Here is a 24,429-nt window from a genome sequence, read left to right as displayed (position 1 = left end):
AAAAATCGCACGCGCACATGAGACCCCCGCTCGGGCTATGCCCTCCCGGCGGTCTCATGTGCGCGCCAAAGGTGGCCTGGTCTTGCTCCGCCTAATGGCCGGATTTTACTCCGCCGTTGACAAGCCGGAGAGGTCAAGCCGCGGCGAGCCGAAGGGCAACCAGTACCGCGCCAGCTCGAACTGCCCGCGCACTTCGGGCCGCAGCCCACGACAGCGCTCGGCAAAAATCGTGCGGCAGGGATATTCGTGCGGAATAAAATTCTTGTGCTTGGTCAGGAAAAAGAACGGGTCCATCTCCCCCAGCATCGGCGCCCACGGCACGTCATAGAGCTCGTCTGCAACGGCGCTGACCTGCCAGTGACCGATCGATCCACCTGGCCCCAAAGGCCGGCGCAGATGGCCGGAAGCCGCGTTCATTTGGACGCCACCGCCGTAACACTGCCAGCCAGCCGACCGCTGTCGTCAGCACCCAGAACCATGGTTCCAATTCCTCCCTTCGGCACCGTCTCTACTGGATGGCTGCCGCTACCATTCAAGCCACGACAAAATAGTTTGCGCAATATGAAAATTATTTGCAGTGTGTCAGCGGGGAGATCTCCATGGCCGATGCTGTCGAAACACGCCTGAACCGGACGCGCCGCGTCCGCCTGGAGGATATTGCCGCGCAATGCGGCGTGTCGCTGAGTTCGGTTTCTCGGGCGCTGGCCGGCGACAAGGGCGTGCGTCCCGACTTACGCGCCAAGATTCTCGCCGCTGCCAAGGCGGCCAATTATGCGATGCCCTGGGTGACCACCGGCCAGAAGGTGATCGTCGCCGCCTCGATCGCGGCCATCGTCGACTATGGGCGCAATCAATTCACCCTGCATGTGCTGGAAGGGCTGCATGCCCGTGCCGCCGAGCTGGGTCTGGAATTGCTGACCCGCCCCATCGCCAACCCGGCGGAACAGGCGGCAGTGCTCGCCGAAGCGCGCGACAACGAGCAGGTCGTCGGGCTGATGTTCCTGACGCTGGACGATGACGAGATGCTGGCGGCGGCCCGCGACTTCGACAAACCGGTGGTGCTGGTCAATGGCGACGACCCCGAGATGCGGCTATCGAGCGTCACCCCCTGCAACCGCTCGGCGGCCCGCGTGGCCACCGAACATCTGATCGGGCTGGGCCATCGCGACACGGTGTTTCTGATGCGGCCCGGCCGACGCACCATCGATCGGCGCTGCGAGGGCTGGCACGATGCGCTGCGCCATCACGGCATTGCGGTCGATTACCACCGCATGCTGCTGGTGGATGACTGGCTGCCGGACCTGGCGGCCCGCGCCGTCGCCGAGCGCGTGGCCGCGCGTGGCCTGGATTTCAGCGCCATACTCGCGGCTGGCGATAGCCTCGCCATCGGCGCCATGATGGGCCTGCAGCAATTGGGCTATGCGGTGCCCGAGGCCGTCTCCGTCATCGGCATCGACGACCTGCCCCAAGCGGCCTTCGTCAACCCGACACTGACGACGATGCATGTGCCGATGCAGGAAATCGGGGTGGTCGCGCTCGATCTGCTGCGCGACCAGATCGCCGGCATTTCCGGCCCAGCGCGCCGCATTGAACTGGCCTGCCACCTGGTCGAACGCTGCTCCACTGCCGTCGCGCCAACCAGCGCCTCAGCCGTCGCCGCCAGCTAGTCGTCGTCGTACGGCCCCGTGACCGGTTTTGATGACAAATCTCACTGGAAAATCTGCGAAACATGGCCCATCGGCTGGTACGGGCTGCTGTGCCGTCATGACCTTGACCTGTGACTGGTTGGCCCGGCATTGAATGAGACCAATAGTCCGGCGCCCAGCAGCAAGCCCATGCCGGCGATGCTCACAGCATCCGGTCGCTGGCCAAAGATAAGCCACCCAAGAAGTCCGGCCCATAGCAACTGGGAATACGACACCGGGGCAATCAGTGAGGCCTCGGCGAAACGGTTGGCGATGGTGAGAATGCCGTGGCCAATTAGGGCTAGAGCGCCGATGCTGAACAGCAGCAGCAGGTCGCTTGGCCCCGGCATCGCATCAAACCAGAACCAGGGCGCCATCAGGCCAAAGGCTACGGCACCAACCAACGCCGCATAGAACAGAAGGATGGAGGTTCGCTCGTTTGGCGCGAGCAGGCGGGACAGTAAAGAATAGGCCGCGGTGGTGATGACATTGGCCGCTGAAAACAGCAGGCCTAGTGGATCGAGGCCGCTGCCGGGCCGCACCACGATCAGAACGCCCACAAATCCACCAAGGGCAGCCAGCCAGCTCAACAGGCGAACTTGCTCCCCCAGCACCGGCCCCGCCAGCAGGACCACAAGCACCGGCGCTAGATAGATAATCGCTGTTGTTTCGGCGATGGGCATGCGTTGCAAGGCCAGCGCCATGAACAGCGCACTCAGCGCCAGGCAAGCACCGCGCAACACTGCCAGCGCCGGGCGCCGTGCCCCAACCAGCGCGGTGCCATGCCGGGGGCCGAACAGGAGCAGGATGAGCACCAGCTGAACGCCATAGCGCATGGCCGCGACCAGGGGCACGTCATAGCGCATCACCAATTGCTTGGTGATGGCATCCAGACCCGAAAAGAGCAGCGTGGCACAAACAATCAGTCCGATGCCGGCGAGATTGTTGCCCTGCGCTCCGCTGTCTCTCGTCTCTGGATCGAGCGTCACTAGTCCCGTGGCCGCAAGGCGCGGGCACGCTGCTCGAAGAGTTCGACAAAGTTGCGAACGCCGATATGCCCCAGGGCGACGTCCATCTCGACGCCCATCATATCCAGCAGCTGGCTGACGCCAGATTGGCCTTCAGCGGCCACCGCATAGGCGTAGCTGCGACCGAGCAGGACGCCCTTGGCGCCAAGGGCCATGGCTTTGACGATGTGGCTGCCGCGACGGATACCACCATCGAACAACACTTCCAGCTTGTCGCCGACTTCCGCAACCACGTCGGGCAAGACCGAGATCGACGAGCGCGCACCGTCGAGCTGACGTCCGCCATGGTTGGACACGATCAGCGCATCAACGCCCAGTCGCGCGCAATGACTTGCGTCTTCGGCGCTGAGAATGCCCTTGATGATGAGCTTGCCTTTCCAGCGCTCACGGAAGCGGGCAATATCATCCCAGGTCATCGAAGCGTCGATCAAGTGGCCAAGCTTGGCGGCCTGCTCCAGCGCGCTGGTGCCGTATTGCGGATATTCGGCCAGGTTGTTGATCCGGATCGGCCCGGCAGTCAGTGCCCCGGCTACCCAGCGCGGCTTGCGCATCAGCCGCATGGCGAGGCCAGGCGTGACCTTGGTCAGGGTGCGGAAGCCATTGCGCGTATCCTTTTCGCGCACGCTCTTGACCTGGCTGTCGACGGTGATGACCAGAGCTTCGGAGCCAATGGCTTCGGCACGCTGCATCAGCTTTTCCGAGAGCTCGCGGTCCTTGAGGACATAGAGCTGAAACCACAGCTGCCCGTCGGTCGCCTGGCGTAGCTTTTCCATCGACACAATGCCGAAATTGGACAGGCAATAGGGAATGCCCGCGGCATGGGCGGCGCGCGCGGCCTTGATTTCGGCATTGGGCGCAAAGAACCCGGCAAAGCCCACGGGCCCAAGGATCATGGGTAGCGGGCGCTCGACTCCGAGATAAGTGGTCGACAGCTTACGCTCGGCGACATCGACAAGTACCCGCTGCTCGAACACCCATTTATCGAAATCCTCGATATTGGCGCGGGCGGTGGACTCGCTAAACGCGGCTCCGTCAATGAAGTCGAAGAATATCTTGGGAAGACGCCGCTTTGCGCCTTCCCTGGCATCTTCCCAATTGGCGAAGCTCACTTGGCCCCCGCTTCGCTTTGCAGCATATCGGCCGACCATTGGGCATCAAGCGAAATGCTCTTGAGAATGCGCTGGATATAGCGACGGCTTTCGGCCGTAACCGACAGGCCATCCCCGCCGTAATTCTCACACAGGAATGCGCCCTTGAAGCCATGCGCCACAGCAAAGGCGATTGCCCGACGGTAATCGATCAGCCCGTTGGCCATCGGCGACGGACACGTCAAATAAAGATTCGATTCCGGCAGTTCGACACGGCTATAGTTTTTCACATGCCAATAATTGGCATGGGGGAAGGTCTTGATGGCCATGGATTCCCAAGGCTCAATCGGGTTCTGCGCCCGGATCAGATTGCCCAAATCAGGGTTGAGCCCAACATTGTCGCGGTCGATGTCGCTGAGGAAGGCCAGAGCGCTATCGGCGGCGCAGAGGAAGGTGCCCTCATAGAGTTCGAGCGAAATCTCGACGCCCACCGACGCGGCATGGTCGGCCAGTTCCTGATAGCCGGCCACTGCCTGGTTCCACACATCCCGATCATTGGGATTGTGGTGGGTTGGCATAGTCCAGAACCAGGTCACATCCAGCTGCTGCGGCTGCAGCGCTTCATGCAGGCCCAGGCAGATTAGCGGCGAGCCAACTGCCGCAGCGGCGTCGATAGCGGCATGGGTGATCGCCATGTTTTCCTGCTCGCGGCCCTGCTCGATAATGCTGCGCCGCACCACCGAGGTCGCGCAGACCGAAAGATCGAGCTGACGCAGCACGGCCTTGAGCTCATCATGTTCGCTTTGTTCCAGCTCACCGACCGGCAGCCAGGCGCTGGGGATTTCGACCGAGTTGAAGCCTTCGGCGGCAATGATGCTCAGGTCGCGGAACCAGCGCTCGGGACCAGCCTCGCGCATGGTCTTGCCCTGCGCGGTGCGCCCCGGAAACTGCAGCATGGCGGCAGCAATCGGCCAGTTTTCTGGCGTGTGCGGCAATGTCAGCGGCAGGTCCACAGCAGCCAGCTTGGCGGCCGCCTGCCAGCGGTCAATTCCCCGCGGGTCGGTGCCGAGTGGATTGAAAATGTCGATGGTCTTGGTTTCAAGCATTAGCCGATCCTCGCGCCGCCGTTGATGTTGAGCGTGGCGCCCGTGATGTAGCCGGCGTCGGGGCCGATCAGGAATTCGATGAGCGCGGAGACTTCATCGGCCCGACCGAGCCGGCCGACGGGCAGGCGGCTGGTGAAATAGTCGAGACGATCCGGGGTGATCGTGCCACCCATGATGTCAGTATCGATGATGGCTGGGGCGATAGCGTTGGCGGTGACGCCGGTCTTGGCGATTTCGAGCGCCAGGCCACGGGTCATGCCTTCAATGGCGGCCTTGGAAGCGGCATAAGAGGCCGTGCTGAAGGTACCGCCGCCGCTCTGGGCTGCTGTCGAGGACAGGCTGACTATGCGGCCGACCCCACGCTCGACCATGCCGGCAACGAAGCGCTTGGTCACCAGGAAGGTGCCGGTGGCATTGATCTTGAGCACACGTTCCCAGCGCGCCAGATCGGTATCCATGAACGGGGTCGGATCGCTGATGCCGGCGATATTGACCACCGCCACCACTGGCGGCAGGGACTGCTCGAACAAGGTGCCGGCCCGGTCCACGGCGGCAGCGTCGGAAATATCGGCTTCGGCGGCCACGGCCTTGATGCCATGCTCGCGCTGCAGGGTCTGGGCCAGCTCGGTTGCCAGCACGATGTCACGATCGATCAGACCGAGGTTCCAGCCCTTGCTGCCGAGCCGCCGGGCAAGGTCCTGCCCAATGCCACGCGGCGAGCCGGCGCCGGTGATGATTGCTGTCTTCTCGGTGGGGTAAGGGGTCGTCATGATCGTTCCTGGAAGTTGATTATAGGCGGGAAAAAAGCGCTGCTACTGGTCTGAAAGGTCCAGTTCCGAGCGCTTTTCGACATTGTTGATGTGTTGCTCCATCGCCTGTTCGGCGGCAGCGCGGTCGCCGGTGCGAAGGGCGGCGAGAATGGCTTCGTGCTCATCGAGCGCGTTCTGATCGTCGGAAATGCCGGCCTGCGCCGACTGACGAATACGATGCAGCTGGGCCGACAGCGCCTGCGACATCACCCGAATGAAGCGGTTATCGGTGTATTCGAAGATGACCTGGTGGAAATGCAGATCCGCCAGCATCACGTCCCAGGCGAGCGCTTCGCTATTGTCGTCCTTCTGCGCCTGATACAGCTCGACGGCGCGGTGCTGGGCAAGCAGCGCTTTTTCGAGATCGCGAATGAAAGCCGCACCGCCATTGGCGCAGGCCCGGCCAATCGCCGCCACCTCGATCAGACGCCGCGCATCGATCAGTTCGGCCAATTGCTTGCGATCGATCGGCGGCGCGATGGTGTAGCCCTTGCGCGGCTCATGCAGCACCAGCCCGGTGGTCGCCAGCCGTGCCAGCGCCTCGCGCACCGGGGTGGGCGAGACGTCGAGCGTTTTGGCCAGCAGGTCGATGCGCAGCACCATGCCGCGCTTGAGCACGCCCTGCACCAGCATCTGCAGCAACGCCTGGTGGACGTGCTCGCTCAAACCCTGGCTTTTGGCCAGGGGGCGCGCTGAATAGACTGTTGCGAGGTCTTCCATAGTTTATCCAATGACTGGTCGTTGGGCGGTTATTGCAAGACTATAGAATAGACAGGCGCCGGGCCGCCAAGCTGTTTCAGACCTCGACCCGAGGAACACCCAGTGTTTCGGCGACGGGCGTGCGCGGCCAGCCTTCCGAGAACCAGGCGATGACATTGTCGGCGCATAAAGTGGCCATGGCGGCGCGGGTATATTCGGTCGCCGAGCCGACATGGGGCACCAGGGTGGCATTGGGCAGGTCGAGCAGCGCCTGCGGCATATGCGGCTCGGAGGCGAACACGTCGAGGCCGGCGGCGGCAATGGTGCCGTCCCGCAGCGCGGCAATCAGCGCCTCCTGATCGACGGTTGCGCCACGACCGATATTGACGAAGACGCCATCGCGGCCGAGGGCCGACAGCACCGCCGCATTGACTGATTTTGCGGTCTGGGCCGTGCTGGGCGCCACCGAGATCATGGTGTCCACGGCCTCCGCCAGACCGAGCAGCGTCGGATAATACTGGTAGTCGACGCCCTCGACCGGGTTGCGATTGTGATAGGCGATTTCGACGCCGAAGCCTTCAAGCCGCTTGGCCACGGCACGCCCGACCCGGCCCATGCCGTAAATGCCGACGCGGCGCTCGCGCAGGGTGAGCTTGGTCAGCGGATAGGGGCCCTTGCTCTCCCAGTGGCCGTCGCGCAGCCACTGCTCGGCCAACGGCAATTGGCGAATGGCGTTGAGCAGCAGGCCAATGGCGATATCGGCCACGTCCTCATTGAGCACATTGGGGGTGTTGGTCACCATGATGCCGCGCGAAGCCGCATGGTTGGCATCGACGCTGTCATAGCCGACACCGAAATGGGCGATGATTTCCAGCTTGGGAAAGCGGTCGATCGTGGCCGCATCCATCGGAATGATGGCGGCAATGCCGCGCACTTTCGCCGCCATCTCGTCGGTCACGGCGACGAAGCCGCCCTCGACATAGGTGACGTCGAAGACGGCCTGCAGCCGCTCCAGCGTGATCGGATTGATGGCGCCGGGAACCAGGACTGGAATGGATTTCAGAGTGGAAGACATGATGGACCCGCCGATTAGTGATGCGCCAGGATTTCGCCCAGGAAGCTCTTGGCTCTGGGATGCCTGGGATTGACGAAGAATTCCTGCGGCGGCGCCTCTTCGAGGATTTCGCCTTCGGCCATAAAGATCACCCGGTCGGCCACCTGCCGGGCAAAGCCCATTTCGTGGGTGACGCAGATCATGGTCATGCCGTCACCGGCCAGCGAGATCATGGTGTCGAGCACTTCCTTGACCATCTCGGGATCGAGCGCGCTGGTTGGCTCGTCGAACAGCATGATCTTGGGTTCCATGCACAGCGCCCGCGCAATGGCCACGCGCTGCTGCTGGCCACCGGACAGATGTGCCGGGTATTTCAGCGCCTGCTCACCGATGTGAACGCGCTCGAGATATTTCATCGCGGTCTGTTCGGCCGCCTCGCGGCTGAGGCCGCGCACCTTGATCGGCGCCAGCGTGCAGTTTTCCAGCACGGTGAGATGGGGGAACAGATTGAAATTCTGGAACACCATGCCGACTTCGCGGCGCACCGAAGCAATCGCGCCGCCATGCTCGTTGAGTTCGGCGCCGTCGACCGAGACGGTGCCCTTCTCGAACGGCTCCAGCCGGTTGATGCAGCGGATCAGGGTGGACTTGCCCGAGCCGGATGGGCCGCACACCACGATGCGCTCGCCCTTGTTCACCGTCAGATTGACGTTCTTGAGCGCGTGGAAGGTTCCATACCACTTGCTGACATCCTTCATCTCGATGAAGGGAGCACCGGCCGAACGCTCGGAGTTTGAAGGTGTGGGCATGAGAAAATCCTGGGTTCCGTAGTGATGGTGCCGGACGGTTCCGGCACCATCGTCAGGTGGGTGGTTGCGCAGGGACGGTTATTCGGCCGCCCAGGAGACGCCTTCCACCGGAGTGGTCATCTCGGGCAGTTCCATGTTGAACCACTGCTGGTACAGCGCGGCGAGCTTGCCGTTCGCGGTCACTTCGTCGAGAAACGCGTTGAGCTTGCCGTTCCATGCGGCGTCGTCGAGACGGGCGCCGGCGCCGATATAGAGCGAGCCGGTCGAGAACTTGTTCTCGAACTTACCGGGTGCCTGCTGGTTGAGGCGCTCTTCGTAGAACATGCTGCCGCCAATGGCGTCGACCTGACCGGAGAGCAGCGCCTGAACGTTGGACGAGTCGTCGTCAAAACGCAGGATTTCCGACTCGGTGGCCAGGGCCGTCAGCTGCAGATCCATGATCGCGCCACGCGGCACGCCGATGGTCTTGCCGGCCAGATCCTCAACACCGGCGACTTCCATGTCGGTCGGCGCCAGCACGAAGAAGGGCTGCTCTGCATAGGGCTTGGAATATTGCACGGCCTGGGCGCGCTCGGCGGTCATCGACAGCGTGGCAAAGATCACGTCGACGCGACCGGTCTGCAGCGCCGCGATGCGGTTCTGGTTGGTCACCACGTTGAACTCGACCGGCTGGCCAAGAAACTCACCCAGCAGACGTGCCACAGCGGCGTCGTAGCCATCATTCTGGCCCTGGGAGTCGAGGAAGCCGTAAGGCGGGTTGTCGCCCTGGATGCCGACGATGAGCTTGCCGCGCCCTTCGATCGACTCCAGCGTCTGCGCGCTGGCGACCGTGGAGAGTGCCAGGCTGGCCAGCCCGGCGATGGCGATCGACTTGAACAAATTCTTCAATATTTCCTCCTGTTGAAGCTAAGCACTGGCTGCATGGCCGGACTACGCCGGACCCATTATCGCGTTGCCAGCGCCATTTTCCGCTCGAGCCGGCTGCCATAGAGCGACAAGGGCCAGCACAGAGCAAAGTAGACCAACCCCACGACACCGAAGACGAGCAGAGGCTGGAAGATTTGGTTGGAGACGATCTGCCCGGCACGGGTCAGCTCGACGAAACCGACAATGGCTGCGAGCGACGTACCCTTGAGCAGCTGCACCATGAAACCGATGGTGGCCGGCAGTGAAATTTTAAGCGCCTGCGGCAGGATCACGTGGCGCATCCGCGTCACATAGGAGACGCCCAGCGCATTGGCGGCCTCGGACTGCCCCTTGGGCAGCGCCTCGATACCGCTGCGCCAGATATCGCCCAGAAAGGCACTGGCATGGGCGGTATAGGCGATGCTGACAGCAATCCACGGCTCGATATTGAGCTGCAGCAGAGCCAGGCCGTAATAGACCACGAACAGCTGCATCAGCAGGGGCGTGCCCTGGAACAGCGCCGTGTAAGCCATGGTGAACTGCACCAGCAGCTTGTTTTCCGAGGTGCGGGCCAGCGCCACCAGCAGGCCGATGGCCGAGCCACCGACAAAGCTGATCAGGGTGAGCAGCACCGTCCATTTCAGGCCCTGCATCAGGAACAGGAATTCAAGATGTCCCATGTCGATGCTCCTTATTTCGCCGGGTAATACAGGAATTGCTTTCCTGCATATTTGAGCAACGCCATGATGGCCCACGAGATGATCAGGTAGATGAAGGTGATCGTGAAATAGACTTCGAAGCTTCTGAATGATTCAGCTTCGATCCGCCCGGCCACCGCCGTCAGCTCGAACGCCGCGATGGACGAACACACGCTCGATGTCAGCGTCAACATGATGAATTGCGACGTCAACGCCGGATAGATTGCGCGCAGCGCCGGCTTGAGCACGATGTAGCGAAACACCTGCCCCTTGGAGAGCCCCAGCGCATGACCGGCCTCGCGCTGACCGGCAGGGATCGACTCCACACCACCCCGGATGATCTCGATGGCGTAAGCGCCGCCATTGATCGCCAGCGCGATGATGGCCGTCACGGTCGGGCTGAGACGCACACCCAGATAGGGCAGCGCGAAGAACAGGAAGAAAACCTGCACCAGGAATGGCGTATTGCGGATAACTTCGACGAAAACCTTAGTCGGCGCCGACAGCAGCACATTGCTGGACTGACGGGTGATCACGCCCAATACGCCAATAATCAGCGCGAAGCCCATACCGAACAGGGCCAGCAGCAGCGTGCCACCGGCACCCAGGAGCAGCTCCGGCAACCGGGCGATGATGACAGTAAAATCAAGGGCGTACATTTAGCGACCGTTTTTGTAGACGCTCTCGCGTGCAACGCAGCACGCGAAAAAGCCTGCAGACCGCTTCCCGCGATCCCCTTCGTTCAAATATCAAATATATTCGATTTTCGACTGTGTCAACCGACCCGCGTCAGGCAGGTGGCAACAGCACCTAGCTCGAAACCGAGATCAACGGTCAACGAGTTGCGGTCACCGTGTCCCAGGCGCGCCCCGACCGGCTCTATGATGTTATTGAGGCGAACCCTTTGGGCGGGCCTAGGCGAGGAAACCAACGAACCGGCCCGGCCCTGCCCTGCCCTGCCCTGCCCTGTCCTGCACTGCACTGCCCTGCATTGCCCTGCCCTGAGCGTGACAGAAGCGGCGCCGGCTCAAATAAAATGCCGCGCTCGGCGCCGCCTATGGCGCAGGCCTGCGCGTAGCCGAACGAACAGTTTTCACCGTGAGGTTAGCCGCGTCTGCCAGCAGTTTGACGTCGGTGCCGGAGGTCACGAGGTCATACCCCCAGCCGACGGCGCGGCTGGCGTAGTCAGCGCTGCCGGTGTGCAGGCCGGCGCGAATGCCATGCCGATGTGCCACTGCGACAATGGTCTGGATCGCCTCGATCAGCTCGGGCTCCTCACGATCAAACCCCACGCGATAGCGTCGCGCGGTCAGCGCCAGTGTCAGGTCCGACGGGCCGACATAGACCCCGTCCAGTCCCGGCGTGGCGCAGATGGCTTCGAGATTGGTCATGGCCTCGGCGGTTTCGATCATGGCGAGGCAGATCAGCTCGTCCTCGGCATTGCCGTCATATCCGGGCCCGGCAGAAAACACCGCGCGCGTCGGCCCGAAGCTGCGGATGCCATTGGGGGCGTAGCGGGTATAGGCCACCAGCGCTTCGGCATCGGCGCGGGTGTTGATCATCGGGCAGATCACCCCCATTGCTCCAGCGTCGAGCACGCGGGTCACCGCTGCGGCGCCCAGTTGCTCGATGCGTGCCATCGGCATGACGCCACTGGCGCCCATCGCCTGAAACATCTGCACCGCCGTGGCGTAGTCCACCACGCCATGCTGCAGGTCGACGGTCAGGCTGTCATAACCCTGCGCCGCCATGATTTCGGCGGAGAAGCTGTTGCCGATCGACAGCCAGCCATTGAGCACCGGCTGGCTCTGGGCCCAGAGTGCCTTGGCGCGATTGGCTTTCATGCCGACACCGCCTTAGCCTTGGCCCGCATCGCCGAAATCGTGGTGCGGTGCGAAATCACGTCCTGCTCGGTGATCAGTTCGATCAGGGCGCTGCCCTCGGCGGTCAGGGCGCGGGCGAGCGCCGGCGCAAAATCTTCGGTCCGCTCCACCCGCTCGGCGGCGAGGCCATAGGCCTTGGCCAGGGCGACGAAATCGGGATTGACCAGATCGGTCGCATAGACGCGCTCGGGGAATTCGCGCTCCTGATGCATGCGGATGGTGCCCAGCATGCCGTTATTGACCACGATGAACAGCACCTTGGCGCCATATTGCGTGGCCGTGGCCAGCTCCTGACCGTTCATCAGGAAGCACCCGTCGCCGGCAAAGCATAGCACGGTTTTGCTGGGTTCGGTCAGCGCCGCCGCCACGGCTGCGGGCACACTGTAGCCCATGGCTCCAGAGGTAGGGGCCAGTTGGGTGCGGTAGTTGGTAAACTGCCAGAAGCGATGCACCCAGGCGGTGTAATTGCCGGCACCCGAGCACACGATCGTGTCCGCCGGCAGTTCCGCATGCAATTGCGTGACGATCTGGGCAAGGTCGACCGGCGTATCGCGTGGCGCAGCCGTCAGGCTTGCCAGATAGTCGCTCCGCGCTTGAGCCACACCCTCGGCCCGCTTGGCGCTTGAGACCTTGGGCTGCAGCAACGCCAGTCCGGCAGCCGTGGCCACCGCGCCGGCATTGATCGGCAGGTGCGCCTGATAGACTCGACCCAGTTCCTCGGGATCGGGATAGATATGTACCAGCGTTGCGCCGCGCTTGGCCGGCTCGAGGATGGTGTAGCCAGCCGTGGTCATTTCGCCCAGGCGGGCCCCGAGCACGATGAGCAGATCGGCGTCACGCACCAGACCAACCAGCTTGGGCTCAGCGCCGATGGTCAAATGCCCGACATAGTTGGGATGGTGGTTGGACACATAATCCTGGCAGCGCAGCGACGCCGCCACGGGGACGCCAAAGCGTGCGGCAAAGTCGGCGATCTGTTCGCCGACGGCCTGGGTCCAGCCGCCGCCGCCAATGATCAGCAACGGGCGTTCGGCACCATCGATCAGTTCGCCGATGCGCTCGAACTGCGCCGGGGTCGGTGCGCCGGCCAGCGGCTCGGCCGGCAGGCCCGGGTCGATATCGCCGGACACCAAAGCGCCCAGCACGTCTTCGGGCAGCGCCAGAACCACCGGGCCGGGACGACCGGCCATCGCGGTCTGGAAGGCTCGGTGCACATATTCGGGAATCCGCGCCGGATCGTTGATCTCGGCGGCCCACTTGGCCAGCGGCGCAAACATGGCGGCGAAATCCACCTCTTGAAAGCCCTCGCGGTCCTTCATCGAGCTGTCGACCTGGCCGACAAACATCACCAGCGGCGTCGAATCCTGGAAGGCGGTGTGGATGCCGATCGAGGCATTGGTGGCGCCCGGCCCGCGGGTGACGAAGCACACGCCCGGCCGGCCGGTGAGCTTGCCATAGGCCTCCGCCATGGTGGAGGCGCCGCCTTCGTGACGACACACCACCAGGTCAACTTTGTCGCGCGCGTCATAGAGGGCATCCAGCACGGGCAGATAGCTTTCGCCGGGCACGCAGAAGGCACGGTCCACCCGTTGCGCCAGCAGGCTCGCCACCAGCAAATCTCCACCGCGGCGCGTCGTCTTGGTGTCGGTCACCGTCATGTTATTTTCCTTCTCAAGCGTATTTGCCGGAACGGCATTCCGAGATCCGGGCCGCGCCTGCCTGTCCTGTGCCAAATCTCAACCATTTCGAACCAATTCGGACCTATTTGGTCCAATGCGTCAATTCCCGGCTCAGGGCGGTGAGAGTTTCTTTGTGACTTCCGTTAGTTTGGTATAGGCTTGGCCTATTCGACCGCCTGAACCAAAGCGGTCTACTTGCAACCTAATGGTCGACGTGAATGAATCTCGAAGCCGTATCGCCGCCTAACGTGGCCCCCAGTGCCCGCGCCAAGTCCGAACAGGATTCGCAGCTGATCTATCGCGATCTGAAATCGGCGATCATGAATGGTGACTATGCGGCGGGCAGTCGCTTGCCGACCGAACGGGCGCTGGCGGAGCATTTCGACGCCGCGCGCAACAGCGTGCGCAAAACCCTCAACCAGTTGGCCGATGAGGGGCTGATCATTCGCCATGTCGGCCGCGGCACTTTCGTGCGCAACCGGGTCGGCACCAATGAATTCACCCTGGCCGAGCTGCTGGAGGCGCGCCTGCTGTTCGAGCCCAACCTGCCCGATCTGGTGGTCGAACGGGTCACGCCCGAGCTGATCGCAGAAATGGAAGCGAGCCTTGAGCGCCTGCGCAATGCCGAGAGCTGGGAACAGTTCAAGGAAGCCAAATACGAAGTGCACATGACCATCGCGCGCGGCTCGCGCAATCGGTTCATCGTGTCGATCTTCGAGCAGATCATCGAGTCCCGCCGTCGCGCCGGCTGGGGTCGCCCGGGCCAGCAGCTGTCGCCGGTTCTGGTGGTGCGCGAAGCGGCCTACCGGGACAATCTGGTGATTGTCGATGCGCTGCGCAGCGGCGACGCCGCCAAGGCGCGCGACGCCATTCGCGATTACCTGCTCCGCACCCTGTCCAACGTCAGCAGCAATTGAGCGACTGGGGGCTGCTCCAGCAGTCCCCCTCGCGCGGATAGGCCGGCTCATCGCTGATCCATCCGCTTCTGCAGTGCCCGCCCGACCAGCATCAGCGCCAGGGCGGCCAGCAGCACGGCCAGACCGGGAAACACCGATATCCACGGAGCGTAGAGGATGTAATCCTTGCCCTGCTCCAGAATGGCGCCCCAGTCCGGGGTCGGCGGCTGTACGCCCAGGCCCAGAAAGCCGAGCGCGGCCTGGATCTGCAGGATCATCGGGAACAGGATCATATATTGGGTCAGGATCAGCGGCATCACGTTGCGCGTGACGTGCCGGCGCAGCACAACGCTGTCGCGCACCCCGATACTGCGGGCGGCTTCAACATAGGTCTTGCCCACTTCGCTCATCGCCCCGGCCCGCGCGATACGGAAAAATACCGGCATGTACACGATGGACAGCGCCAGGATCAGATTGCCGATTTCCGGGCCCAGAACGCCGGTGATGATGACGCCGAGGATGATCGGCGGAAAGCTCAGCAGCACGTCAACGAACCGGCCCAGCCCCTGATCGACCCAGCCGCCGAAAAAGCCCGAGGTCAGCCCCAGTCCACCCCCGACCACGGCCGAAATCAGCAGCGAGCCGGCGCAGATCGAGAGCGTGACGCGGGTGCCATAAACAACGCGCGCCAAGATATCGCGGCCCACATCGTCGGTGCCGAACCAGTTGTCCCACGACGGCGGCAACATGGCGCGATCAATGAACACATCGAACGGCGATTGCGAGGCAAACAGGCCCGGAAACAGCGCGACCAGCAGCAGCAGGGCGAGCAGGACCACGCCGATGACCAGGCCAGGCTCGCGCCGCGCCGTGCGCAGCAGGCGACCCCAGCGGCCAAGCGGCGCGGGGATAGTAGAAGTGTTAGCTGGGACGTGTGCCATGGGGTGCTCCGAACTCAGGCCACGCGCACGCGCGGATCGATCAACCGGTAGGTCAGATCGATGAGAAGATTGACGATCATGGCGGCGACGACCACCACCAGCAACGCGCCCTGCAGCACCGGATAATCGCGCGTCTCGATGGCGCTCAGCAGCAGGCGACCGAGACCGGGCAGCGCGAACAGCGATTCAATGATCACCGTACCGCCCAGGATCTGGATCAGGATCAGACCCATAAAGGTGACGATGGGGATCAGCACGTTGCGCAGGATATGCTTGAAGAACACGGTGCGGACCGGCACGCCCTTGGCGATGGCGGTGCGCACATATTCCTGATTCAGCGCCGACACCACGTTCTGGCGCACGAACTGGCTATAGGCCGCCGCCTGCAGCAGTCCGAGGCTGGCAATCGGCAGCATCAGGATGGAAAGATTGTCGCTCAGCGACTTGGTAATCGGCACGAAGCGCAAGGGCGGCGACCAGGCAAACACCGCCGACACCCCGACCAGCAGCATTAGCCCGACCCAGAATACCGGCGCGGCCAGGCCCAGAATGTTGAAGGTCTGAATCGCGGTATCGAGCGGACGATTTTCGTAGATGCCGGCCAGAATGCCCAGCGGCACCCCGATCAGTGTCGCGATGGCCAGCGTCAGGACAGCGATTTCCAGGGTCACCAGAAATGCCGGTGCGATCATCTCGGTGACCGGCAGGCCGCGGGTCCAGCTGGTGCCGAGATCCCCTTGCAGCACGTGGGAAATCCAGACCCAGTATTGCACATAGACCGGCTTATCGAGCCCGAAGAACTCGCGCAGGGCACTCGCGGCGTTTTCACCACCGGCCTGCCCCATCATCTGCGCCACGACGTCGCCGGGCACCATGCGCATCAGCAGGAAAACCAGCATGGACGCCAGCACGGCGGTGACGAGAGAGGCGGACAGCCGCTTGAGAAGGTAAGTGCCCATGATCGATCCAATGCGCAATGGGTGGAGCGGGAGGCATCGGAACGCCTCCCGCTGATGGCATCAATTGGCGAGGAAGGTCCGCGCCAGGCCGAAATACCAGCCGGTCGGGTGCTGCGAGAAATTCTGCACCTTCTCGTTACGAACCGTCACGTGGTCAGGCGAATAGAGCATGATCGTGGGGACGGTCTCGGCCATGATGGCCTGGTAGCGCAGGTAGATCTCGCGGCGCTTGGCCGGATCGGACTCGGCACGGCCTTCGTCCAGCAGCGCGCTGGCTTCGGCATTGTCCCAGTTGCGGAAGTCGGCGCCATCGGGCTTCTGGTGGAAGTGGCGATAGAACAGCAGGCTCGGATCGGGCTGTGCGGCCCAGTCGTTGAAGGTGAAGCCCATCTGGCTGGAGCGGAAATTATTCACCCACACGCCCAGATCGACGCGCTGGATTTCCAGCGTGATGCCGATCTTTGCCAGCTGCTCGCGCAGCGTCACCGAGGCTGTATCCATCCAGTCATAGCCATTGATCGAGGTCAGCGTCATGGTGAAACCATCGGCCAGACCAGCTTCGGCCATCAGCGCCTTGGCCTTTTCGATATCGGGGCCCTGCATCGGCACCTGATCGAGCGGCAGGCCCCAGGCGTCCTGCATGCCGGCAACCATGGTGCCCAGAACGGTGCCATATTCACCGACCGAGGCCTTCATGATCTCGTTCTTGTCGACGGCCAGCGAAATGGCCTGACGGACGCGAACGTCATCCAGCGGCTTGAGCTCGGAGCCCAAATCGATGGCGGTCTGGGACAGCGACGGCCAACGCTCGATGGTCAGACCCGGAACGGACGACACCTGCTGCACGTCCTGGGGACGGCTGAGCACCACCAGATCGACGCGCTGGTTGCGCAGGGCAACGAGCATCGAGGCGCTGTTGGGCAGGATGGAGAAGTCGATGCCATCGAGATACGGCATGCCGGCTTCCCAATAGTCCTCATTCCGCTCCAGCGTCACATGCGAGTTGGGCACGAATTCAGCCAGCTTGAACGGACCGGTGCCAACGCTTTCGGCGTTGATGCGGTTCTTGGAGGCTTCATCATCGAAATAGCCGGCCGGCACGACGCCGCCATACTTGTTGCCCAGCGTCATCGGCAGCGAGGCATTCTTGTCGGTGAGGGTGAAGCGCACCGTATTGGCGTCCACCACTTCGACATTGCTGACCATGACGAAGTCGCCCGCGCCGGGCGAGCCATTATCGGGGTTGCGGATATAGTTGTAGCTATAGGCCACGTCCTCGGCGGTCATCACCTGACCGGTGTGGAACTTGACGCCTTCGCGCAGCTTGATGGTGTAGGTCAAACCGTCTTCGGAAATCTCGTAGCTCTGCGCCAGCAGCGGCAGCGCCTGGCCATCCGGGGCTTCATAGAACAGGCCCTGATAGACCAATACGCTCAAGCGGATGCGCGCATCGGCGGCCTGATGGAACGGGTCAAAGCCCGGGGGCTCGACCAGCAGACCCATGCTGAGGCGGCCGCCGGAAACGGCATTCTCAACCGCCGGGCCGTAAAGGCTCGGTTCGGCAGCATAGGATGGGGCCAGCGCCAGCAGGCTGAGCATGGTGGCGCCGAGCAGATTTTGCCCAAGTCGGCGCATGCGGGACATATTCAGAAAAGACATGGTTACTCCCTCTATTCTTGTTGGCTCATTGGATTGACCGCCTCTCCTCGGAACAGCGGTCGCAGTGTGACGCGCCGGAGGGCGCGTCCAGTCAGTCGCGATAGGCGACCGTCATTTCGATCTCGACCGCCGCGTTGCGCGGCAACTCGGCCGCACCAATGGCGGCGCGGGCATGCCGGCCCGGTTCGCCAAAAATCTCGGCCAGCAGGTCAGAGGCAGCGTCGAGCACCTTGGGCTGGGCGTTGAAGCCCGGCGCCGAAGCGACAAAGCCGTTGATCTTGATAATTTGCTCGATCCGGTCGAGCGAGCCGAGCGCCAGGCGCAGGCAAGCCAGCCCCTGCAAAATGCAGATGCGTGCCTCGCCGCGGGCGGTTTCCAGATCCACCTCGGCACCGACCTTGCCGAACACTCGGACCTCGCCATCGACCTTGGGCATCTGGCCGCTGACATAGGCGACGCCGCGATGCAGCACGACGGGAACATAGTTGAACGAGGGCGCTGCCGCGTCAGGCAGCACGATCCCCAATTGCTTCAAACGGGCGTCGATCATGGCGTATGGTCTCCGTCGATTTGAGCTTGCAGCAGACCCTTGAGGTCATAGCGCGGGGTAAAACCGAAGCGCTGGCGGAAGCGCGTATCGTCCATCATCGGGAAGGTGTTTGCCGGCGGCACGATTTGGTGCTCCACCGCATAGCCGGGAACCAATGCCATGGCGGCGGCGCTGATCTCGCTCAGTGGGGCACTGAAGCCATTGATGTGGTAGATCGCCTCGAGCGGGGTGGTCGCGGTGAGGGCCAGCACGATGGCATCGGCCACGTCACTGACATGCATCAGGTCGATGGGCAGATCGTGGAACCGCACCGCGTGACGCGTGCCGGACTTGGCCTCTGCGATCACGCTGGCAATGGCGCTGGCCGCGCCCTGATACCACAGCCCAGGACCCAGCACGATCGGCAGGCGGATCGAGCTGGCGTCGAGCCCATGCCGGTCGCGATAATATTGGATCAGATCTTCGGACAGCACCTTGGTCAGGCCATAGATCGTCCGTGGACGCTTGACCCCGTCCTCACCAACGCGCGCCGTGGCGTAGCTGTCGGCGGGGCCGAAGACCACGCTTGAGCCGGTGGTGATAACCCGGTTGATCCCGACGGCATGGGCAGCTTCCAGCACATGGCGCAGCCCATCGACATTGATGGCCATGGCGCGGTCGGCATCGGCCTCGCCACCCTGCATCAGGCCCTTCTGGCCTTCGCCAAACGCGGCAGTGGTGACCACGGCGGTGGCGCCGCTGGCGCGCAATACGTCGATGATAGCGGCACGATCCTCCACCGAACCGGCGGTTTCATCAAAGCGGCCGTTCAAATCGGCCAACAAATCGGTTGCCATGGGCGGGCCGAAAACGTGCACGGCAATGCCGCGCGCCACCAGCGCCCGCACGATATGGGAGCCGACGAAACCGCGGCCGCCGATAACCAGAACACGCGGCGCTGCCGCTACGGTGTCAGAGTGCAATGTCATCGCGGATACATGCCTTGAAGTGGCCGGCGCTGACTTCGCGCAGGGCCGGAATGGTCTGGGCGCATTCGGCCAGCGCAAAGGGGCAACGGGTGCGGAACACGCAGCCGGATGGTGGTGCGATCGGGCTGGGAATTTCGCCGCTGAGGATAGGCCGGCGCTCCCCGGCATAGCCCGGCGCCGCCTGGAGCAGCGCCGCCGTATAGGGGTGGGCCGGATTGTCGTAGAGTTCTTCGGTCTTGGCGACTTCCATCACCCGGCCGAGGTAGAGCACCATCACCCGGTCAGTGATCACCTCGACCACGGACAGGTCGTGGCTGATGAACAGCAGCGCCAGCCCCAGTTCCCGTTGCAAATTCTGCATCAGGTTGAGCACTTCGGCCTGGATCGACACGTCGAGCGCCGAAACCGGTTCGTCGGCGACGATGAAACGCGGCGCCGAGGCGAGCGCCCGCGCAATCGCGATGCGCTGGCGCTGACCGCCGGAAAAAGCCCGCGGATAGCGCTTGATATGATCGGCCGAGAGCCCGACCTTTTCCAGCAGGGCGACGGCCTGTTCATCGGCCTCCCGACCCTTGAGGCCGCGATGCAGCCTGAGCGGCTCGAGCAGCGCATCGCCCACCGTCATGCGCGCATTCAGGCTGGCAAACGGGTCCTGAAAGATCATCTGCATATGACGGCGGAAATGGCGCAGCGCACCCTGATCGAGCGCCCCCAGATCCTGGCCATCAAAGATCACCTGGCCCGCAGTGGGTTCGATCAGGCGCAGCAGTAACCGGCCGACGGTGGATTTGCCGGAGCCCGACTCGCCGACCACACCCAACACCTCGCCCGGCGCGACCGTCAAATCGACATCGCTGACGGCCCGCACGGCGCGGGCCGGCGCACCCCAGCCACCAGAATTCACCGGGAAATGCTTACTAAGCCCGGAGACCGCAACCAGCGGGCGTTGCTCGGCCTGCAGGGCCTTGGGGTCTGATGCCGGCATCACGGTGCGATGTCCTTCCAGCGAATGCAGCGGGTAACGTGCTGGCCGTCCACAACTTCAAGTTCGGGTTCGCTCGCGACACAAATCGGCAAGGCATGGGCGCAGCGGCCATGAAAGCGGCAGCCGGCAGGCGGCGCCAGCGGATTGGGCATGGTGCCGGGAATAGGCTGCAGCGAGCGGCGATTGCCGGCGCCGTCGCGGCGCGAGGGAATGCAGTTGAGCAGGGCACGGGTATAGGGGTGGCGCGGCTGGGCCAGCACCTCGCGCACAGGACCTTCCTCCACCACCTGGCTGGCATACATCACCGCCACGCGATCGGCGATTTCGCTGACCAGCTTGAGGTCATGGGTGACGAAAATCATCGCCATGCGCCGCTCATGCTGTAGCGTGCGCAACAACTCAATGATCTGAGCCTGGATGGTCACGTCGAGTGCCGTGGTCGGCTCATCGGCGATCAGCAGGCGCGGATCGCAAGCCAACGCCACCGCGATCATCACGCGCTGACGCATGCCGCCGGACAATTCATGCGGATAGGCATCGACCCGCTCTTCCGGATCGGAAATCCCCACCTGCCGCAGCAGTTCAATGGCTTGCAGCCGCGCCTCGCGCTTGCCCAGCCGCTTGTGCACGCGCAGCGGCTCGGCTACCTGGTCACCGACGGTGAACACGGGGTTGAGGCTCGACATCGGATCCTGGAAGATCATGGCGATGTCGTGCCCGCGAATCCGGCTCATCGCCCGCTCGCTCAGGTTCAACAGATCGATATCGGTATTGTCGCGGCCATGAAAATGGATCGATCCACCCACCACGCGCGCCGTGGTGCGGGCCAGCAGACGCATGACGGTGAGGCCGGTGACGGACTTGCCCGACCCGGACTCCCCGACAATGGCCAGCGTCTCGCCTTCGCCAACGCTGAGCGTGACGCCGTTGACCGCCTTGATCACGCCGGCATCGGTAAAGAAATGCGTCTTGAGGTCAGTGACGCTCAAGACCGGCGTTGCAACGGGACGGATCGGATCAGGCTGCGGCATAGCGGAGCAGCGCCTCCTCATCGACCTCGATACCGAGGCCCGGGCCCTGCGGCACGGCGATGAAACCATTCTCGACCACGATGGGTTCGAGCAGCAATTCGGTGCGCAGCGGGTTGGCGCCGAGGTCGTATTCGAGAAGCACCGGCTTGGGGATATTGTCGGAATGCGGATAGACCGAGAGCGAGGCGATAAAATGCAGCCCCGCCGCCAGCCCGATAGCACCGCCCCACACATGCGGCGACAGCCTCAGGTGATGGGCATGCGCCAGCTCGGCAATCTTGCGCCCCTGCCAGAAGCCGCCGCACAGGCTCAAATCTGGCTGCAAAACATCGACACCGCCGGCATCGACCAAATTCTTGAAATCGAACACTGTATAGAGTGCTTCACCCGCCGCGATCGGCATACGTGACCGCGTGCGCAGTCGGCCATAGCCCGAAATATCGGAAGGGCTCAGCGGCTCCTCGATCCAGCCGAGGCGGTAAGGCGCGAGTCGCTCGATGCTCTCCAGCGCCAGATCATAGGTATAGTTGGAATTGATGTCGGCCAGCAGATCGACATCGGCCCCCAGAATGTCGCGCGCCATGGCGACGCGCTCTTCGTCGCTGTCCGGGCTCAGCCCGATCTTGATCTTGACCGCCTTGTGGCCTGCTTCCGCCATGGCTTCGATCTGCGGGCGGAAATCCTCGCGCGGCGTTTCGGTGATATAGCCGCCCGACGCATAGATCGGCACGCTGTCGATGCGCTGGCCACCGATCAGCTTGCACACCGGCAGGCCGAGCAGCTTGCCCATCGCATCCTTGGCGGCAATGTCGATGCCACTGATGCAGGCCATCATCGCGCCCTGCATGCCGAAGTGGTAATGCCGCGCCAAAATGCGGGAATAAGCGTGTTCGATATTGAACACGTCGATGCCGACCAGATAGGAGGCAAGGAAAGCCTCGTAGCCGCGATTGAAGGCCGGCGCACCCCAGGCCTCGCCATAGCCGACAATGCCGTTTTCCAGCGTCAGCCGAACCACGGTGGACTGGCGACCAGTGGCCAGCGACTTGGACATTCCATACGGCTTGGCGGCGCCGAGCGGCGCGCTCAAAGCCACGAACTGGATCGCTGATATCTTCACGCCGGCCCTCGCAGCCAAAAAGGATCAATTCCAGATCATATGTGAACCATTTTGCACCAGAAGCGCAAGTGGGTACTTTAAATCGTGACCAATTGGGGGCTATGGTGCCGCCCAATCTCTCCTCATTCATGCATGGGATGGTCATGAACAGCGTCAAGAAAATCTGGGAAACGCTCACGCCGGAAGAGCACGAGCATCAGTATAATCCGCAGCAGGCATTCCCCAATTTTGGTGAGTACCGCGCTCTGCGCGAGCCGGCCAACCAGCAGGCGACGCTCGAACTGACGGTGCATCGCGATCTGGCCTATGGCCCGCACAAGCTGCACACGCTCGATATCTATCCCGGCGACGGCGACGGCCCCCGGCCGGTGCATATCTATTATCACGGCGGCTATTGGCGGGCGCAGGACAAGGCCAATTATGCCTTTATCGCCGGTATGCTGGTGCGCCACGGCATCACCGCTGTGATCATGAATTACGAGCTTTGCCCTGATTCCACGCTGGATCAGGTAGCAGAATCGGCGCTGGCCGGGGCCGCATGGGTCTGTCGCAACATTGCCCAATATGGTGGCGACCCGCAGGCCATCAGCCTGTCCGGCCATTCCGCCGGCGCGCATCTGGTGGCTGAAATCCTGGCCGCCGATTGGCCGGCGCTCGGCATCGACCCGGCCTGCTTCGTCGGCGCGGTGGCAGTCAGTGGCATCTATGATCCCGCTCCGGCGGTGCTGACCAGCGTCAATGAGCAGCTCCGGCTGACGCCCGAGACCGTCGCCAATCGCAATGTCGAAACCCGCCCACCGCTGGTGCAGTGTCCGGTCGCCGTGCTGGTCGGTGGCAATGAGCCCTGGCAGTGGATCGACCAGAGCTTCCGCTATTCCCATCACCTGCACCGTCACGGCAATCAGCCGGAAGTGCAAGTTCTACCCAATTACAACCATTTCGACATTCTAATGCAGTTCATGCAACCAGAAAGCCCGATTGGTTCGGCCATGCTGCGGCTGGCGCAACCGCGCCGCTAATCCCCTGCCCGCGATTTTTGTACTGAAAAGACCTTTGCCATGACCCAGCTCGATCTCAGCCAAACCCGTCTCAGTGTCTATGACCTCGCGCTGGGTCCGGACGCCAGTTCCATCGCCGTCACCGGCACGGCCTTCGTCTATATCGCGTCCGGCACGGCGCAATTGGCCGATCAGGCCGGCTCTGCCGCCATCGAGGCCGATAATGGCCAGTTCGTCACCGGCGCCTTCACCATTGCCGGCAGCGGCACCGCTTGGCTCTACGAATTCGCCCCGGCCAGCCAGCCGGTCCTCGACGGCGCCGGCATCTGCCTGGTGATCTCGCGCCGTCTGCCACAGGCCTTCGACGGCAACCGCATTTTCCGGGCCGACCGCGTCGAATCCAATCCCGGCGCGCAGACGCCGCTGCATGGCCATCGCGGTCCCGGCATCCGTCGGCTGCTCAAAGGTCGGCTGCACGCCTTTATCGGCGAGGATGCTATCGACCGGCTCGATGCCGGCCATGCCTGGTTTGAAACCGGCACCGACTGGGTCATCGGCAAGAATATCCATGACAGCGCCAGCGCCTTTGTGCGCGTGATGATCCTGCCGGCTGAGTTGGCCGGCGGCACCTCATCCTTCGTGCCGGCCACGCCCGAGGAAGCCAGCAAGCCGCGCTCGGTCACCTACCGACTATTCGGGGAGCGCCCGTGCGATTGAGGCAACGGACAACGTTGCCCCCACACCACAAAGCCTGCTCACAACTTTGCGAGCGATTGCTCCCGTTAAGATTTGCACGCTAATGATTTTTCGCGCGGATCGGCCGCCGATTCCGCCTCAAGCGGGGCGGATGACCGTCATAGCGTTGCGTGCATGGAGCT

25 protein-coding genes are annotated in these 24,429 nt (G+C 63.1%); 4 read left to right on the top strand and 21 right to left on the bottom strand.

Features of this window, described 5'->3' with window-relative positions:
- Positions 1-105: 105 nt before the first annotated feature.
- Entirely contained in the window at positions 106-417 is a 312-nt protein-coding gene (locus tag ACX3OZ_RS15345) for a hypothetical protein (RefSeq protein ID WP_459104827.1), read from the bottom strand.
- Between the two features lie 182 nt (positions 418-599).
- Between ACX3OZ_RS15345 and ACX3OZ_RS15340 the strand changes: the two genes are divergently transcribed.
- The gene (locus ACX3OZ_RS15340; RefSeq protein ID WP_459104826.1) at positions 600-1,667 is read left to right on the top strand and encodes a LacI family DNA-binding transcriptional regulator; all 1,068 of its coding nucleotides are present in this window, start codon (positions 600-602) and stop codon (positions 1,665-1,667) included.
- Positions 1,668-1,762: 95 nt separating this feature from the next.
- Here ACX3OZ_RS15340 and ACX3OZ_RS15335 read toward each other — a convergent pair whose 3' ends face one another.
- The 12 genes from ACX3OZ_RS15335 to ACX3OZ_RS15280 form a co-directional block, all read right to left on the bottom strand.
- Positions 1,763-2,674, bottom strand: coding sequence for a DMT family transporter (locus ACX3OZ_RS15335; RefSeq protein ID WP_459104825.1), 912 nt, complete (start codon positions 2,672-2,674; stop codon positions 1,763-1,765).
- The gene (locus ACX3OZ_RS15330) at positions 2,674-3,822 is read right to left on the bottom strand and encodes an alpha-hydroxy acid oxidase (protein WP_459095590.1); all 1,149 of its coding nucleotides are present in this window, start codon (positions 3,820-3,822) and stop codon (positions 2,674-2,676) included. The genes ACX3OZ_RS15335 and ACX3OZ_RS15330 overlap by 1 nt, the downstream gene beginning before the upstream one ends.
- The gene (locus tag ACX3OZ_RS15325; RefSeq protein ID WP_459095589.1) at positions 3,819-4,907 is read right to left on the bottom strand and encodes a sugar phosphate isomerase/epimerase family protein; all 1,089 of its coding nucleotides are present in this window, start codon (positions 4,905-4,907) and stop codon (positions 3,819-3,821) included. Before ACX3OZ_RS15325 ends, ACX3OZ_RS15330 begins: the two co-directional genes overlap by 4 nt.
- Positions 4,907-5,677 (bottom strand): SDR family NAD(P)-dependent oxidoreductase, encoded by a 771-nt coding sequence (locus ACX3OZ_RS15320; RefSeq protein ID WP_459095588.1) that lies wholly within the window; start codon positions 5,675-5,677, stop codon positions 4,907-4,909. The genes ACX3OZ_RS15325 and ACX3OZ_RS15320 overlap by 1 nt, the downstream gene beginning before the upstream one ends.
- A 42-nt stretch (positions 5,678-5,719) precedes the next feature.
- Positions 5,720-6,436, bottom strand: a complete 717-nt coding sequence (locus ACX3OZ_RS15315) for a GntR family transcriptional regulator (protein WP_459095587.1) — start codon at positions 6,434-6,436, stop codon at positions 5,720-5,722.
- Positions 6,437-6,512: 76 nt separating this feature from the next.
- Complete coding sequence (locus tag ACX3OZ_RS15310; protein WP_459104824.1) at positions 6,513-7,490, bottom strand: 2-hydroxyacid dehydrogenase; 978 nt, start codon at positions 7,488-7,490, stop codon at positions 6,513-6,515.
- 14 nt (positions 7,491-7,504) lie between these two features.
- Positions 7,505-8,278 carry an amino acid ABC transporter ATP-binding protein gene (locus ACX3OZ_RS15305; RefSeq protein ID WP_459095585.1) on the bottom strand — a complete coding sequence of 258 codons (774 nt, stop codon included), beginning with the start codon at positions 8,276-8,278 and terminating at the stop codon, positions 7,505-7,507.
- Between the two features lie 78 nt (positions 8,279-8,356).
- On the bottom strand, positions 8,357-9,166 hold the full coding sequence (locus tag ACX3OZ_RS15300; RefSeq protein WP_459095584.1) for a transporter substrate-binding domain-containing protein: 810 nt from the start codon (positions 9,164-9,166) through the stop codon (positions 8,357-8,359).
- A 56-nt stretch (positions 9,167-9,222) separates the two neighbouring features.
- Positions 9,223-9,864, bottom strand: coding sequence for an amino acid ABC transporter permease (locus tag ACX3OZ_RS15295; RefSeq protein WP_459095583.1), 642 nt, complete (start codon positions 9,862-9,864; stop codon positions 9,223-9,225).
- Positions 9,865-9,875: 11 nt separating this feature from the next.
- A complete protein-coding gene (locus ACX3OZ_RS15290) occupies positions 9,876-10,541 on the bottom strand; it encodes an amino acid ABC transporter permease (protein ID WP_459095582.1) in 666 nt (221 codons plus the stop codon).
- A 396-nt stretch (positions 10,542-10,937) separates the two neighbouring features.
- Positions 10,938-11,726, bottom strand: a complete 789-nt coding sequence (locus ACX3OZ_RS15285) for an HpcH/HpaI aldolase family protein (protein WP_459095581.1) — start codon at positions 11,724-11,726, stop codon at positions 10,938-10,940.
- A complete protein-coding gene (locus tag ACX3OZ_RS15280; protein ID WP_459096088.1) occupies positions 11,723-13,417 on the bottom strand; it encodes a thiamine pyrophosphate-binding protein in 1,695 nt (564 codons plus the stop codon). Before ACX3OZ_RS15280 ends, ACX3OZ_RS15285 begins: the two co-directional genes overlap by 4 nt.
- A 245-nt stretch (positions 13,418-13,662) precedes the next feature.
- On the opposite strand from ACX3OZ_RS15280, the gene ACX3OZ_RS15275 reads away from it, so the two are divergent.
- Positions 13,663-14,361: a FadR/GntR family transcriptional regulator gene (locus ACX3OZ_RS15275; protein ID WP_459095580.1), complete on the top strand. Its 699-nt coding sequence runs from the start codon at positions 13,663-13,665 to the stop codon at positions 14,359-14,361.
- A gap of 47 nt (positions 14,362-14,408) precedes the next feature.
- Here ACX3OZ_RS15275 and ACX3OZ_RS15270 read toward each other — a convergent pair whose 3' ends face one another.
- The 8 genes from ACX3OZ_RS15270 to ACX3OZ_RS15235 form a co-directional block, all read right to left on the bottom strand.
- Positions 14,409-15,281 (bottom strand): ABC transporter permease, encoded by an 873-nt coding sequence (locus ACX3OZ_RS15270; protein ID WP_459095579.1) that lies wholly within the window; start codon positions 15,279-15,281, stop codon positions 14,409-14,411.
- Positions 15,282-15,295: 14 nt separating this feature from the next.
- Positions 15,296-16,240, bottom strand: coding sequence for an ABC transporter permease (locus ACX3OZ_RS15265; RefSeq protein WP_459095578.1), 945 nt, complete (start codon positions 16,238-16,240; stop codon positions 15,296-15,298).
- A gap of 60 nt (positions 16,241-16,300) precedes the next feature.
- Positions 16,301-17,899, bottom strand: coding sequence for an ABC transporter substrate-binding protein (locus tag ACX3OZ_RS15260; RefSeq protein WP_459104823.1), 1,599 nt, complete (start codon positions 17,897-17,899; stop codon positions 16,301-16,303).
- A 91-nt stretch (positions 17,900-17,990) separates the two neighbouring features.
- Positions 17,991-18,449 carry a RidA family protein gene (locus ACX3OZ_RS15255; protein ID WP_459104822.1) on the bottom strand — a complete coding sequence of 153 codons (459 nt, stop codon included), beginning with the start codon at positions 18,447-18,449 and terminating at the stop codon, positions 17,991-17,993.
- A complete protein-coding gene (locus ACX3OZ_RS15250; protein ID WP_459104821.1) occupies positions 18,446-19,417 on the bottom strand; it encodes an NAD-dependent epimerase/dehydratase family protein in 972 nt (323 codons plus the stop codon). Before ACX3OZ_RS15250 ends, ACX3OZ_RS15255 begins: the two co-directional genes overlap by 4 nt.
- Positions 19,401-20,402: an ABC transporter ATP-binding protein gene (locus ACX3OZ_RS15245; RefSeq protein ID WP_459104828.1), complete on the bottom strand. Its 1,002-nt coding sequence runs from the start codon at positions 20,400-20,402 to the stop codon at positions 19,401-19,403. The genes ACX3OZ_RS15250 and ACX3OZ_RS15245 overlap by 17 nt, the downstream gene beginning before the upstream one ends.
- The gene (locus tag ACX3OZ_RS15240) at positions 20,402-21,433 is read right to left on the bottom strand and encodes an ABC transporter ATP-binding protein (RefSeq protein WP_459095574.1); all 1,032 of its coding nucleotides are present in this window, start codon (positions 21,431-21,433) and stop codon (positions 20,402-20,404) included. Before ACX3OZ_RS15240 ends, ACX3OZ_RS15245 begins: the two co-directional genes overlap by 1 nt.
- The gene (locus ACX3OZ_RS15235; RefSeq protein WP_459095573.1) at positions 21,420-22,553 is read right to left on the bottom strand and encodes a mandelate racemase/muconate lactonizing enzyme family protein; all 1,134 of its coding nucleotides are present in this window, start codon (positions 22,551-22,553) and stop codon (positions 21,420-21,422) included. Before ACX3OZ_RS15235 ends, ACX3OZ_RS15240 begins: the two co-directional genes overlap by 14 nt.
- Positions 22,554-22,696: 143 nt before the next feature.
- Between ACX3OZ_RS15235 and ACX3OZ_RS15230 the strand changes: the two genes are divergently transcribed.
- Together ACX3OZ_RS15230 and ACX3OZ_RS15225 are read left to right on the top strand one after the other, a co-directional pair.
- Entirely contained in the window at positions 22,697-23,572 is an 876-nt protein-coding gene (locus tag ACX3OZ_RS15230; RefSeq protein ID WP_459095572.1) for an alpha/beta hydrolase, read from the top strand.
- A gap of 39 nt (positions 23,573-23,611) precedes the next feature.
- A complete protein-coding gene (locus ACX3OZ_RS15225) occupies positions 23,612-24,268 on the top strand; it encodes a hypothetical protein (RefSeq protein WP_459095571.1) in 657 nt (218 codons plus the stop codon).
- Positions 24,269-24,429: the final 161 nt, after the last annotated feature.

The organism is Devosia sp. A369 (assembly GCF_054489345.1).
The sequence above is the reverse complement of the archived record's forward strand: the minus strand, read 5'-3'. Positions and strand labels throughout refer to the sequence as shown.